This window comes from Xanthocytophaga agilis, assembly GCF_030068605.1.
Taxonomy (GTDB): Bacteria; Bacteroidota; Bacteroidia; order Cytophagales; family 172606-1; genus Xanthocytophaga; species Xanthocytophaga agilis.
The window spans coordinates 1-15127 of the sequence record NZ_JASJOU010000027.1 but is presented as its reverse complement, the minus strand read 5'-3'; the positions used below and the strand labels follow the sequence as shown (position 1 = coordinate 15127).

The 15127-nt window shown below is 37.3% G+C and carries 11 protein-coding genes; 9 read left to right on the top strand and 2 right to left on the bottom strand.

The window, feature by feature from the left end:
- The first annotated feature begins 21 nt into the window (after nucleotides 1–21).
- The 5 genes from QNI22_RS38895 (at nucleotide 22) to QNI22_RS38875 (ending at nucleotide 5788) form a co-directional block, all read left to right on the top strand.
- A complete protein-coding gene (locus QNI22_RS38895) occupies nucleotides 22–1200 on the top strand; it encodes an NADH-quinone oxidoreductase subunit D (protein ID WP_419836275.1) in 1179 nt (392 codons plus the stop codon).
- Between the two features lie 80 nt (nucleotides 1201–1280).
- Nucleotides 1281–1976 (top strand): peptidylprolyl isomerase, encoded by a 696-nt coding sequence (locus QNI22_RS38890; protein ID WP_314519876.1) that lies wholly within the window; start codon nucleotides 1281–1283, stop codon nucleotides 1974–1976.
- Nucleotides 1977–2195: 219 nt separating this feature from the next.
- A complete protein-coding gene (locus QNI22_RS38885; protein ID WP_313986729.1) occupies nucleotides 2196–2414 on the top strand; it encodes a Sec-independent protein translocase subunit TatA/TatB in 219 nt (72 codons plus the stop codon).
- Between the two features lie 213 nt (nucleotides 2415–2627).
- Complete coding sequence (gene gatA, locus QNI22_RS38880) at nucleotides 2628–4055, top strand: Asp-tRNA(Asn)/Glu-tRNA(Gln) amidotransferase subunit GatA (RefSeq protein WP_314519873.1); 1428 nt, start codon at nucleotides 2628–2630, stop codon at nucleotides 4053–4055.
- Between the two features lie 248 nt (nucleotides 4056–4303).
- Entirely contained in the window at nucleotides 4304–5788 is a 1485-nt protein-coding gene (locus QNI22_RS38875; RefSeq protein WP_314519871.1) for a lytic transglycosylase domain-containing protein, read from the top strand.
- An 81-nt stretch (nucleotides 5789–5869) separates the two neighbouring features.
- Here the strand turns inward: QNI22_RS38875 and QNI22_RS38870 are convergent, their stop codons facing one another.
- Together QNI22_RS38870 and QNI22_RS38865 are read right to left on the bottom strand one after the other, a co-directional pair.
- Nucleotides 5870–6472, bottom strand: coding sequence for an RNA polymerase sigma factor (locus tag QNI22_RS38870; protein ID WP_314519868.1), 603 nt, complete (start codon nucleotides 6470–6472; stop codon nucleotides 5870–5872).
- 307 nt (nucleotides 6473–6779) lie between these two features.
- On the bottom strand, nucleotides 6780–7412 hold the full coding sequence (locus QNI22_RS38865; protein ID WP_314519866.1) for a response regulator transcription factor: 633 nt from the start codon (nucleotides 7410–7412) through the stop codon (nucleotides 6780–6782).
- A gap of 407 nt (nucleotides 7413–7819) precedes the next feature.
- On the opposite strand from QNI22_RS38865, the gene QNI22_RS38860 reads away from it, so the two are divergent.
- The 4 genes from QNI22_RS38860 to QNI22_RS38845 form a co-directional block, all read left to right on the top strand.
- Nucleotides 7820–11182 carry a ligand-binding sensor domain-containing protein gene (locus tag QNI22_RS38860; protein WP_314519864.1) on the top strand — a complete coding sequence of 1121 codons (3363 nt, stop codon included), beginning with the start codon at nucleotides 7820–7822 and terminating at the stop codon, nucleotides 11180–11182.
- Nucleotides 11183–11438: 256 nt separating this feature from the next.
- On the top strand, nucleotides 11439–13724 hold the full coding sequence (locus QNI22_RS38855; RefSeq protein ID WP_314519863.1) for an NADP-dependent malic enzyme: 2286 nt from the start codon (nucleotides 11439–11441) through the stop codon (nucleotides 13722–13724).
- A 172-nt stretch (nucleotides 13725–13896) separates the two neighbouring features.
- Nucleotides 13897–14493: a Holliday junction branch migration protein RuvA gene (gene ruvA, locus QNI22_RS38850; protein WP_314519861.1), complete on the top strand. Its 597-nt coding sequence runs from the start codon at nucleotides 13897–13899 to the stop codon at nucleotides 14491–14493.
- 351 nt (nucleotides 14494–14844) lie between these two features.
- Nucleotides 14845–15127, top strand: a 283-nt coding sequence (locus tag QNI22_RS38845; RefSeq protein ID WP_314519859.1) for a hypothetical protein, incomplete at its 3' end; no start/stop codon positions are given.

The window sequence follows — 15127 nt, the reverse complement described above, 5'->3', positions numbered from 1 at the left end:
GTCAAATCTGATAATCTACTTATTTCTGAACCCAATAAGTTTCAGGCAGAACAGCTTCGTTCTGAAGAGATGATTATCAATGTAGGGCCTCAGCATCCCTCAACGCATGGTGTTCTTCGACTGGAAGTAATCAGTGATGGAGAGACCATTGTAGACGTAGTCCCACACTTAGGCTATTTGCACAGATGCTTTGAAAAACATGCAGAATCTTTACCCTATAATCAGACCATTCCATTTGTAGACCGGATGGATTACATGGCTGCAATGAATAGTGAACATGTATGGGTTATGGGAGTGGAAAGAATGTTGGGTATAGATAAGGATATTCCTAAACGAGTAGAATATATAAGAGTATTGGTGGCTGAGCTTAATCGCATTGCCTCTCACTTTGTGGCGATAGGTACTTATGCACTTGATATTGGTGCTTATACTCCTTTTTTATGGTTAATGAGAGATCGGGAACATATTCAGCGATTGCTTGAGTGGATATGTGGCGCCCGGATGTTATACAATTATATATGGATAGGAGGGCTATACTATGATCTGCCTGTGGGTTTTGAAGATCGTTGCCGCGATTTTATAAAATATCTGAAACCCAAATTACTTGAACTTCAGCAATTGGTAATTGATAATAAAATATTTGTGCAGCGCACTGCAAATGTTGGTGTTTTACCATTGGCAGTAGCCGTGAACTATGGCTGTACCGGTCCTGTATTGCGTGGCTCAGGGTTACGATGGGATTTAAGACGAGTAGATAACTATTCTGTATATCCGGAACTGGATTTTGAAATACCTGTTGGAAAAGGGGAGATGGGGATATTGGGTGACTGTTGGGATCGTAATAATGTGAGAGTATTGGAATGTTATGAGTCACTGAAAATTGTAGAACAATGCCTGGAGCAGTTGCAAGGGAAGTATGTGCGAACCCGCGAATTTGATCCGCAAGCATTAGTGCCTAAAAAGATCCGACCCAAATCTATGGAGTTTTATATAAGAGGAGAGAGTGCAAAAGGAGAACTCGGATTTTTCTTTAAAACAGATCCTGCTGGAAAAAGCGATACTCCTTTTAGAGTGAAAGCTAGAGCCTGTAGCTTTCATAACCTTTCCGTTTTACCTGAAATATCCCGTGGAGCATTGCTGGCAGATTTAATAGCTGTAATTGGTTCTCTGGATCTGGTAATGGGTGAAGTAGATCGTTAGTTGTAAACTGTATCCTTCTGCAAGACTATTGCTTCACAATAGAAAAAACGCGAATTTTGTCAGATAACCGAATTCCCTATATGAACCACCTGTTTTATAAATTTCTCGTTTTTACCATTTTAGTTACACCTTTGGTTGTTTTTGGACAAACTGCAGATTCTGCATCTGCTGCTCAGGAAGCTCGGATTTGGGCGGATGTCCGTAAACCTTATTTCAAAGCAACAGTTGATGATTCACTATTTGTCGTAAATAATAGTAATTTTCCTTTTCACTATGACTATTATACACGTGCCGAGCTAGCTGGATTTATGGAACAAATGTTCTTTAATGCAAGGATTGGTGACATTGTTGGCCCTTTGTTTTTAGATGGATATGCGATTTTATATAAAGTAATTGAGTTTGATAGTACCTATCGGATGAAAGCAAGTCAGATCTTCCTAAAACCTGAAGGGAACACTGCAAAAGACACTGCAAACGCTGTTAAGAAGGCTAATAAGATAGTGAAAGAAATTACAAAAGGATTAGATTTCGCAGAAGCAGCTAAAAAATATGGGGCAGATGAAGCTTCCAAAAAAGGTGGTGACATTGGTTGGTTTGGGGAAGGTTTGATGGTTAAAGAAATTGAAACCCCAGTTCTTAATGGCAAAAAAGGGGATATATTTGTTGCCAAGACCCCTTTTGGAATACATATTGTTAAAATTACAGATGATAAAGTAAAGGAACCTCATGGTCGGATCAAGGTAATACCCCTAATGAAAAGAATCGGAGAGCCTTGAGATAACACAGCAAACATTAAGATTCCATTAAAACTCAGGAACTTTATACCAAATAAAGTGGGTTCTCGTTTGTATAATAATAATGATTTCCCCAGATTCTTTTCTTTCTGTAGTATAATAGTAAGTTTCTATTGTCTCATATATGAAAAAAAAGATAGATAGAAGTCCGATTGATAACAAATTACGTATATTTGCATTATTACCTTAAAAACTCTCATTATGGAACTCTCAGCCATTTTTGCATTTCTGGGTAACTTAGGCGGTCCCGAAATATTTCTGATTGTATTGTTTGTATTGATTTTCTTTGGAGCAAAGAAAATTCCTGAACTGGCGCGGGGCTTAGGTAAAGGGATTAAGGAATTCAAAGATGCAACTCGTGAAGTGCAAAACGAAATCGAAGACAGCGTAAAAGACGAACCTAAGAAAGCTATTAAATAATTTCTTAATACAGTTTTATAGCCACATAAAGAGAGATGGTATTGAAATCGTTTCTCTGTATGTGGTTTTTCTTTTGTATAAGGTTCGTGATTTTACCAGATAAACCTTCTTTCCTAGCTGGTTAGAAATCTTTCATATGTTCTAGGTTGTGTTATCTCGGTGATTCTACCTACATTTGACACATATTTTTTAACAAGCCCCTTATTTGCTGTTTTGAAAAGATACAACACACTACAGGAAATCTCATCGGATATCAAGTCTGGCATTGTTACCTGTCGGCAATTAGTAGAATATTATCTTCTGAATATTGAAAAGCAAAAACATTTAAACGCTTTTGTGGAAGTATATACTAATGAAGCTCTTTTACGTGCAGATGAAATCGATGCGAAGATTTCAGCGGGAAAGGCTGGAAGGCTAGCTGGAATGGTGGTGGGTTTGAAAGATGTGTTATGTTATACAGGACATAGAGTACAGGCTGGTAGTAATATTCTCGAAGGCTTTGTATCTCCTTATACAGCTACTGCTGTGCAACGTTTGCTTGACGAAGATGCAATAATCATTGGTCGTCAGAACTGTGATGAATTTGCTATGGGTTCATCTAACGAAAGCTCTGCTTTTGGGCCTGTATTGAATGCGGCTGATCCTACACGAGTGCCTGGAGGTTCATCCGGAGGGTCGGCTGTGGCTGTGCAAGCAGATATGTGTTTAGCATCACTGGGGTCTGATACAGGCGGGTCTGTAAGACAACCCGCTGCATTTTGTGGAATAGTGGGAGTAAAGCCGACGTATGGCCGGATTTCAAGATATGGACTTATTGCTTACGCATCTTCATTTGATTGCATTGGTACCTTTACCAGAAGCGTAGAGGATGCTGCCTTATTACTGGAGATTATGAGTGGGAAAGATGAGTGGGATAGTACTTCTTCGCAAACACCAGTTAACACATATTCCCAACAAAAAGAAACCCGTCAAAAATACAAGATTGCTTACATCCGTGAAACCATTGAAAACGATGCAATCGCACCTGAAATCCGTGAAACAATACTTAAAACACTTTCATGGTTAAAAGATAACGGGCACGAAATAGAAGCGATAGATTTTCCTTTACTTGAATATATTTTACCCACCTATTATATTCTTACTACAGCAGAAGCAAGTTCTAACTTGTCCAGATTTGATGGTGTAAGATATGGATATAGAACTAAAGATGCGGATTCGCTGGATAATTTGTACAAAAAGACTCGCTCAGAAGGATTTGGAGAAGAAGTGAAACGTCGTATCTTGTTAGGTACATTTGTTCTGAGCGCTAATTATTATGATGCTTATTATACAAAAGCACAACGTGTCAGAAGATTGATTCAGGAAAAAACGAAGGAGCTATTTGCTGAACATGACTTTATTTTATCTCCTGTAGCACCAACTACAGCATTTAAACTAGGAGAAAATACCTCAGATCCATTAGAAATGTATTTAGCTGATATTTTTTCTGTGCAGGCAAATGTGGTAGGTATTCCTGGCATTTCTATTCCAACAGGTGTTGACTCACAAGGTTTACCAATTGGGATTCAGATTATGAGTGACTTTTTTGAGGAAGATGAGCTTTTGACATTTGCACATTATTTGCAAAAGGAAGCTTTTTAAGCAGAAAAGTGAGAATAATAAGAGTTGTGTAAATAGTGTATTTGGTAGAAAAATGATTGTTTGATTTTTTTTAGAGAGTGAATATAAAATGCCATTAAGGTAAATTTTACTATCTTTTTTACTTGAGCAGGGTTCTATAAAAATAGCATTTTTGCTGTATAAAGTACATCAGATCTTAACAATTAGGTAATATTTTGTAGTTTTACCGTGTTTAAGGATTTGTTCTAACCTACTAAACCTTGTCTGATATGAATCAGAAACTGACGCAGCGTATGCGCCACGTGATATGGCTTTTTGTTTTTTCTCCTTTCTTTATTCTGACTATTGCTCAGGCTCAAGAAACTCAGGATATTCCCTTACCTCCTCCTTTACCTATTGACGTTCCTCCAATTGTTCTCGATGAAGAAGATTCTGTTCGTATACAACCTGTTCAGGATACTACCTTTGAGTTTCCGGAAGAACTGATTAAAGAACGGTTAACCCAGATCGAATCTGATATACCTCTCCATTATAATAAGGATATTAAGGCGTTCATGGAATTATTTACTATGCGCAAGAGGGATTATGTTCGACGTGTATTAACTCAACAGTCTTTCTATTTCCCCATTTTTGAAACAGAGCTAAAAAAGAATGGTATGCCTACAGAGCTTAAATATTTATCTGTAGTAGAATCTGCCTTAAATCCTAAAGCTGTTTCTCGTGCTGGTGCTGTTGGATTGTGGCAATTTATGCCGTATACTGGTAAAGAGAGTGGGTTGTATCAGGATGCTTATATTGATGAGCGTATGGATATCTATAAATCTACCCGTGCAGCATGTGCTTATCTGAAAATGTTATATGGAATGTTTTCGGATTGGGAACTGGCAATGGCTGCTTATAATTGTGGCCCAGGTGCTGTTCGTAAAGCTATCCGCCGCGCAGGGAACAAAACTAGCTTCTGGGAGATTTATCCTTTTCTTCCTAAAGAAACACGATCCTATGTACCAATCTATGTTGCTACTACCTATGTAATGCAGTTTCATCAGGATTATTTATTCTCAGTTGCAGAACCTAGACCTTATATAGAATCTGATACTGTTCATATTACACAGCCTGTAGATCTTGAGTTGTTGGCAAATGAGTTGAATATTAGTATGACTGAAGTGCTTGCATTCAATCCTCATCTGAAAAAGAGTGTAATTCCTGCTTATATGAAGAATTACCCATTGCGATTACCTATGGAAAAGCTAGCGGTTTTACGGGAATATAAAGCAGATATGTTTTTAGCCGCAGCACCTAAGAAGCCACTACCAGAGCCTTCGTTTACACCTGCAGTTATGGCTGCTAGTATGAATAAACGTTCCAGTATACCTAATACTGCTGCTGTTGCCGGGCGTAAGAAGGTAACTCATACAGTTGAGTCAGGAGATGTACTAGGTCGTATAGCAGAATTGTATAATGTTGGTGTGAGTGAATTAAAACGTTGGAATAATTTACGTAATAACACAATACAGGCAGGGCAGAAATTAGCTGTTTGGGTACAGTCTCATACATGGAAGCAAACAAATAAAGCAGAAGGTGATCATGAAGTGACTGCTGGCGCTAATGTGAAAAAAGGTGTTTATGAAGTGCAGGCAGGAGATACACTCTGGAGTATTTCTAAAAATCAAGGTGTTAAAGTTGATATCATTAAGAAATTAAACAAGTTGAAAGGGAATGACTTAAAGCCTGGACAGAAACTCATTATGGGATAAGATTACTTATTCGTTATAACACAAAAAAGCTCATTTGTTTGAACAAATGAGCTTTTTTGTGTTATAACATAGTTGTAGTAGTTATGCAGCATATTGCTTATTAAGTTCTTCCTGAACCATTTGTTTTAATAGCTTTTTATACCGCATTTTAGTGGTTTTTACAACGTCTTCGCTATTGTAACCAAGTATTTTAGTAATCTCTCTGAGACTTTTCTTCTCATAATAGAATAGCTGGATAATAGTTTGGCCCTTTGATGATAGCTTTTGAACAGTCTCATTAATTACATCTATTGTTTCTTCAAACCAATCATTATGAGGGTCTGAAGATGAAATAGTATCTGCTAGTGTGTCTAATTCTGAAAAAGTACCAATATGACTTTTTTGTTTCGTTCTTTTCTTTAAGTAAACATATATAAGGTTTTTGGCAATCCCGTAAAAGTAAGTTTTTACCGTAGATCGTAATTCTTGCAGCTTTCCTTTTTGATAATTCTCAAAAAGAACAATTACTGCATCCTGATAAATGTCAATAGCCTCTTCCGGTGATAGACTGTAGTGTTTGTATGCCCATTTTAAAAATTCAACCCGATGAGTAATGTAAAACTGATCTAAAAAGCACAGTTCATCAGACGTTTGCTTCTCTGATGTACAATTTTCAGTATTGATAGGTGAAACCGAGCGATGCATAGGAATAGTTGTATAGTTATAGTATATGTTGCGAGAAGTTAATTATGAAATCAGATTCTGCTGAGAAATTGGCTTGTCAGTTACATATGTAATTTTTATCAAAGATTCACCTTATTTATTCATTAGTAAATACCCAATAATAAGGTTTTTATCTACCTACTTTTGGGGATATTTTGTCTACCTATTTTCGGGGAGAGATAGTTTAGGTAAGAAATATGAGGAGAAAGAAAAGATAAAACCTGGAAATACTGTCAGATGAATGCCGTATTTCCAGGTTAAAGAGAATAAGATAAAAGATGGATTTTAATCAGATTAAACCGTTCTGGACAGCATATTTAATGAGAGAGTAGGAATTTTTTAGCCCTAATTTTTTCAACATATTCTTTTTGTGCGTCTCAACTGTATCTGGACTTATATAAAGTTTCTGGGCTATTTCAGGAGCTGTAAATTCCTGAGCTAATAACTTTAGCACATCTAATTCCCGATGTGTTAACTTTACTCTTTGTTCTGATTGGTTTGTCTGAGGCATATACTCATAAGCCAGATGAAGCATTACAGCTTCACTGAAGTACTTCTTACCTTCTGCTGCACTATAAATTGCCTTTTGGAGTTCTTCTTTGCTCGAGTCTTTGAGTATATAAGCTGATACATTTGCTCGTAGAGCTTCCTTTACATATTCAGGGTTTACATTCATACTGACTAGTACCACTTTTACTTTAGGATAGGTGATACTAATACGTTGGGCAGTACTTAATCCATCCGAAACAGGCATATTTATGTCCATCACAACGACATCACAGGTATGTTTCTGTAATAGCTGAATTACCTGTTCACCATTATTGGCTGTCGCTGCAATAGTTACATTTTCAATCTGCGTCAGAATTGCCGCAATACCATCTAAAAAAAGACGGTGATCGTCTGCGATAATAATTTTTATCATAAAACTTAAATCTGTGCAAAGGTTGCCAGATTTTTACTCTTTACATAGTAGTAGAGAGTAAAATATATAGACCTGAATATAGTATTTTGGTGTTGAGATGCCAATCAGTTAATTCGAACGCTTGCTCAAAGATCCGTGTGATTTTCTATATTCTACCCATGATGGGTAACGGCTTTATAAGTGAAACAAGAATTTTGAATTTAAATTATTCAGAAATATACTAAAGATTAATGGAATACGTATATTAAATAAGTTGATATTCAAATAGTTGTTGTTTGTTTAAGTAGGCTCTATATTTATATATTTACGATCTGAATAAAAAATACACACTTTGTCATTCAAGTCTATAGAAATTGTACAAAGTTATGTAACTTACATAATTCTTGCTGAAAGATGAGAAACCTTTTATGATTCAAAAGCTAGTACTGTTTCTGTTGCTTTCAAGTAGCCTTATTTTATCTGTACGATCTCAAAATCAGATATTCAGACATTTAGAGGCTCCTGCTGAAATAAACAATCTGGAGATCTTCTGTACTTTTCAGGATAGTAATGGATTAATGTGGATTGGCACAAATAATGGCCTATATTCATATGATGGATACAGTTTCAGGCATTACGAGAATCCAGTAGAAGGTGATTTTTCTATTACTGTTATTCAAGAAGTTGATCATAAACTTTGGTTGGGCGCCTGGCGCAATTCAGGTTTATGGATGTTTGATAAAACTACAGGTATCTTTACAAACGCAAAAGACTTACCAGGTTTTGCTTCTTTTTTAGCCAATGTGTTTTCTGTTAGAAACATATATCTGGACGGAAATATAGTTTGGTTTATTGCTACACTCATGCAAAGAAAAAGTAGTGTGTTGGTAAAGTACAATCTTCTGACCCGAGAATTTAATTACTACTATTTCAGAAACCCTGCCCACATTGATCATCTGGAATTTAATACTTTTACAAAGACCATAGAGGCGGGAAGAGAAATAATGTGGATTGGAACTCACATGAATGGATTGTATGAATTTGATCTGGAAACCAGAAAATATACTATTCACTTGCCTGATTCCAAAAAAACGACCTCTTTAAGTCACTATGATATCCGATATGTATATGCGTCTCCATCTGAACCTGCTTTATGGATCGGTACCAAAGAAGGGTTAAATAAGATGGATCTGATGACCCGTCAGATTACACAAAAATATTTCTATAAACCTGGTTCAACAAACAGCATAACAGATGATCGTATCTGGACTGTTCTGGAAATAAACCGAAAGGTATGGGTGGCTACTGAAAACGGATTGAGCTGTATTAATCTGATGACAAATCAGGTGTCCCGGTTTCGTCATATAGCCAAAGATCCTGAAAGTATTACAGGTAGTTTTATTCGGGGACTTTATCCTTGCCAGGGCTTGTTATGGATATCCACTTTCGGGGGCGGGATAAACCAGATTGATCTGCAGTCTGCTAATTTTCAGCATTACCCCTTAAGTTCTATGAATGACGATGGATTGATTGGTAGTAGTATAACTGCATTGGATGTAGGAGACGATCAGGGAAAATCTGGAGTCTGGATTGGAACAGAAAATGGACTTTTCTTTCTGGATACAAAGTCTAAAAGTATTAAAAAGCATGTTGGTACAGAAAATGATCCCATGGCTTTTCATTCTATTCTTGCAAAAGATAATGCACTATGGCTTGAAACCAGTAAAGGATTTAGGAAATATACTATTGCTACACACAATTTGTCAACTAGTGGTTTTAAACGTGAAACGGTAGATAGTCTTAGTAATAACAGCTGGTTTAGATCTTCTTTTGCTACTGATCCAACTGGTATATGGATGGGAAGCTGGGAGCATGGACTTACACATTTGGAGACATCCTCAGGAAGGATAAAAAACTATACACCTACACTGTTAAATAATGTAGGAGGACGAGGAAGCAGACAGGCTACTTTTCCATGTATTGTAACTCATAAAGGAAAGAAATATGTGTTCTTTATATCTACAGTACCTTATATTTCTGCTAATGTTCAGACTGAACGTAATTGTTTGGTAAGATTTGAGCCGGAAACCAATGAATATACCTATTATACACAGGAACCTCAAACTCCTTATAGCCTTGCTGCAAATTATTTAACATCATTAAAAAGTTCTGGAGATAGTGTACTATGGTTGGGTACACATAAAAATGGATTGGAGAAGTTTGATATTTCAACAGAACGCTTCACTCATTTTCGGGTAAAGGAAGGTATTAAGGCTACTACTATCTTCAATCTTACTACTGACCTGCATGGAAATCTTTGGATGAGTACAAATGAAGGAATTTCCAAGTTGGATATACATACAAAACATGTTACCGACTTTAAAGGAAAGTTTCTGGAAGGAAACTACTGGATGATAATGGTAAGAGATAATTCAGGATATATTTATTATGGAACCAATAATGGAGTATTGGTTTTTCATCCGGACAGTCTGAAAGTAAATCCTTATCCTCCATCTACTACTATTACCTCACTTCGGGTATTTGACAAGGAGTATGATCCCAATACTCTGATTACACCTGGCAAACATATTACATTATCTTACAAGAACAATTTTGTTTCCTTTGAATTTGCCGCCTTGAATTTTCGAGAGCCAGAGCGTAATGAATATATGTATCAGATGGTTGGGGTAGATGAGCAATGGAATTATGCTGGTAGCCGAAGATATGTTAGCTATGCTAACATAGAGCCTGGAGATTATGAATTTAGAGTAAGAAGCAGTAACAATGATGGTATATGGAATTCTAAATGGACTTCTGTATTTATCTCTATTACACCGCCCTGGTGGGCAACATTGTGGTTCCGAGCACTAATGGCGATCGTAGTGCTCTTTTCTGTATGGGGTTTTTACAGGTTGCGTATTGATACATTAAAGCAACGACAGGTACAATTGGAAATGCAGGTGAGAACACGTACCTCTGAAATAATTTATCAGAAGGAAGAGATTGCTGTACAACAGAATGAACTAGCCAGAATGAATGAATACCTGAAAGTGCTTTCAGATACTTTGGAAGACCGGGTACATCTAAGAACTTCTGAGCTGGTAAGAGCAAACGAAGAATTACGCCGGAAAAATGAGGAGATTCAGCAGGCCTTAATACAAGGGCAAACACTGGAACGAAAACGAGTTGCAGCCGAATTACATGATAACCTGGGTGGTTTATTATCTGCTTTAAAATTTAGTCTGGAGACATTGGATCTTCAAAATTTGTCAGAAGGAGAGAAAAATGTATACGAGAATGTATTGACTATGGTAGCCAATGCATGTGTTGAGGTTCGTAATATCTCTCATAATATGTTGCCTGAAGTATTGGAAAAAGAAGGATTGGAGGTTGCCTTGAAGCGATTTATTTATTCCATTAATGCTACCAAGAAAATTGATTTTGAACTGGATTTGTTTGGGCTGGAAGAACGATTGGAAAAAGATATTGAGTTTAGCATTTATCCTATTTGTGTAGAATTAGTCAATAATATATTCAAGCATGCGGAAGCAACTACTGCTTCTTTACAAATTATTTATTCCGAAAATGAACTTTCTATTGTAGTAGAGGACAATGGAAAGGGTATTAAGAATAAGGATGGAGCAGATGGAATGGGACTAAAAAATCTGAAGTCACGTATAGAGGCGATGTTAGGTGTTTATTACATTGATAGCGTACCAGAGAGGGGGACTACCATTTCAATTGAGATACCTCTGGAGAAGCGAAAAAATAAAAAATTAAATGTAAGTTGATTTCAATGCTTATCTACATAGTGTTATTAATCTTTTGTAATTCCAATCTAACATCTCCAATTTTTACAGGTATTGTTCCTACATTAACGGATTTTCCAGTCATATAACATAATTTGCAAACTTTTTTTCTTTCTTCGTTTATCCTCTACCTTTGCGCGCAGATTTAGTAAATCAATAATCAGACTTGCAGTGGTTCTGGTAGATACCGGATTAATTAGTAACATAAAATAGACAAAATCAACAAAACTCTCAATACATGAGTATTCGTATTCCCTTTGTGCCTCTAAAAATTCGCCGTGAAGATGCGTTGGCATATCATGAACAGGGCCAGCCTGGTAAAATTGAAGTGGTGCCAACAAAAATGCTCAGCTCTCAGTTAGATCTAGCGCTGGCATATTCGCCTGGTGTGGCTGAACCTTGTAAAGAAATTGCAGAAAATCCGGAAAATGCATATCGGTATACATCAAAAGGCAACCTTGTTGCTGTCATATCTAATGGAACAGCTGTATTAGGCTTAGGAAACATTGGAGCACAGGCGTCTAAGCCTGTAATGGAAGGCAAAGGTGTCTTGTTTAAAAAGTTTGCAGGAATTGATGTCTTTGACATAGAGATAGATTGTTCGGATCCACAGGAATTTATTCGTATTGTAAAATCACTGGAGCCTACTTTTGGAGGAATTAATCTGGAAGATATTAAAGCTCCAGAATGTTTTGTCATTGAACAGGAGCTCCGGAAGCAGATGAATATTCCGGTTATGCATGATGATCAACATGGAACAGCTATTATTTCCTCTGCAGCCCTTCTGAATGCATTGGAGATAGTAAAAAAGAAAATTGACGAAATCAAGGTAGTTGTTAATGGTGCGGGTGCTGCTGCTGTGGCTTGTGTGAAATTGTATATTGAGCTGGGTGTAAAAAAAGAGAATATCGTGATGAACGATATTAATGGAATTTTACATGTAGATAGAGAGGATCTGGATGACATGCGTCGGGTATTTGCAACCAGCCGTCCAGTAGCTAACCTAATGGAGGCAATGAAAGATGCAGATATGTTTTTGGGACTATCTGTTGGAAATGTACTAACTCCAGACCATCTGAAGCAGATGGCTCCTGATCCGATTATTTTTGCCCTGGCTAATCCAGAGCCAGAAATTTCATATGAGCTAGCTATTGCCACACGTCCGGATGCAATCATGGCAACAGGGCGCTCCGATCATCCTAATCAGGTAAACAATGTACTCGGTTTTCCTTATATTTTCAGAGGAGCCATGGATGTACGTGCAACAGAAATTAATGAAGCTATGAAACTGGCTGCTGTTCGGGCATTGGCACAATTGACCAAAGAACCGGTTCCTGAATCAGTAAATAAAGCCTATAATGATCAGGCCCTGGTATTTGGGCGAACTTATCTAATTCCAAAACCTCTTGACCCTCGCTTGATTACTACCGTATCTCCAGCTGTGGCCAAAGCTGCTATGGATTCAGGCGTTGCCAGACTATCTGTTGCTGATTGGGAGGTATATCACCAGCAATTGGAGAAACGAGTAGGTATTAACCAAAAACTCATGTCTCCGATTATTGCTCAGGCTCGCAGACAGCCTAAACGTGTAGTTTTTGCTGAAGCAGATACCTATAAAATTTTGAAAGCTGCTCAGATTCTGGTAGATGAGCACATTGCCTTTCCAATCCTGTTGGGAGATAAAAAGAAAATCCAGCAGATTATGGAAGACAACTATATAGAGATAGACAGATGTGAGATCATTGACGTTACCGAACAGCCTGAAGAAAAGCTCGAATCATATGCTCAGATGTTATACCAGAAGCGCCAGCGTAAAGGAGTAACATTGTATGACGCTAGAAAAATGATTCTGGATCGTAACTACTATGGAGCCATGATGGTTCACGCTAATGAGGCTGATGCATTGATCTCTGGCTTAACAAAAGAATATGCTCGTATCATACGTCCTGCTTTACAGGTAATAGGTGTTGAGCCTGGAGTGAATCGGGTTGCTGGTATGTATATCATTACTAACACCAAAGGTGAATCTTATTTCTTTGCAGATACTACTGTAAATGCTAATCCTACTGCGGATGAGTTGGTGGACATTATTGGATTAACTGCACGTAAAGTTCGCTTCTTTGGTATAGAACCACGAATGGCAGTTTTATCATACTCAAACTTCGGCTCAGTAGCAGGAGAACAGCCTGAAAAAGCACTTTTAGCTGTACAAAAAGCAAAACAAAAATATCCGAATCTGATCATTGATGGAGAGATTCAAGCTAACGTTGCATTGGATACTCAACTATTACAAGAAAATTATCCTTTCAGTGATTTAGCAGAATCTGGTGCAAATACTTTGATATTTCCGGAACTAACTTCGGGTAATATCTCGTATAAGCTGTTACAGGAAATTGGCGGTAATGAAGCCATTGGTCCAATTCTGATGGGAATGAAAAAACCTGTTCATGTATTGCAGCTAGGCAGCTCTATTCGGGAAATTGTAAATATGGTAGCAATTGCTGTTGTAGAAGCACAGCGATAAACTGTATAAAGATTTCTGCGGGCAAATACCCGCAGAAATCTATCTATTTTAAATTGAGGAAAAATAATTTTTTTTTAATTGCTACGTTTAGACTGTGTGATCTGAATTATAGTGATTTTACTATCTTTTTGTATCGTTTAACCACGCCCTATTAACTGTACGTTTACTATTTATGATTGCTTATATTGAAGGGAGACTCACTCACAAAGAGCCTGCATACGTAATAATTGATGTCAATGGTGTCGGATATGAGATACGAATTTCTTTACAAACCTATAGTGCCTTGCCTGAAGGCGAGAAGTGTCGGTTACATACCCACTTTCATGTAAGAGAAGATGCTCAGATCCTATATGGATTTGCTGATCGATCAGAAAAGAAAATATTTTTGGATCTAATGAGTGTATCCGGTATTGGTGCAAATACTGCTTTAATGATGCTCTCATCTCTTTCCTCTATGGAAATACAGCAAGCTATTGTCTCCGAAGATGTAAGAACCATTCAAAGTGTGAAGGGCATTGGAAGTAAGACTGCACAACGAGTGATACTGGAGTTACGTGATAAAGTGAAAAAAGACCTATATCTTACATCCAATACTCAAACCTTACCGGTTACCTCTGGAAATACTATTCGCAATGAAGCGTTATCTGCATTGACTACTCTTGGTATCCCAAGAAATGTCGCAGAAAAGAGTGTGGATACAGTAATGAAGCAGGAAGGCAGTTCGTTAAGCTTGGAACAGGTTATAAAGCTAGCCTTGAAAGTCAGCTAGTTTAAATACGACGCTAATCTAAATAAAAAAACAAGTCCTTTCCCTAATTAATAGGACTCCTATTTACGCTTACTAACAGATCTATTACTGATGTGTTGTCGGAGAGACTGTGGTCTATATTCTACTTTTGATAGTCAATCATAGTAAGACCAGAAACTTAGTGTTTGTTAATACTGATTTTCTGTTTATTTCATACATGCGACACTATCAACGCGGATTTCTAACAGAAATGGGAAACAAACCCGTGTATTTTGTATTACCAAAGGAAATGCTATCTGTATAACTACTTGATAAATAGTACTTCCTTACGATATAATCTGAAATTATCCATAACAATCCTGTTATCAGACATTGAAGTTTAGCAGTTACATTCTAGTTTCGGGTGGAGTATTGTTTTCGCTTAGTTCCTGGTGGTCAGAATCCGAGAACGATAAACGGGGATATAAGCTTTATCCGAAATTATCTCAGGTTACCTATTCGGTAGGTGCCCCTCCTGATAGTATTCGAAAAGACAGTAGCTTGAGAGATACCCTTAAAAAAGGAAAAAGAGGCTTATCATTTTATAAGCGAGACCGGTATGGCGATCCTTTTACTGATCGGCAAGGCCGCTCTCCCCTGGAACTGAAAGACCCTT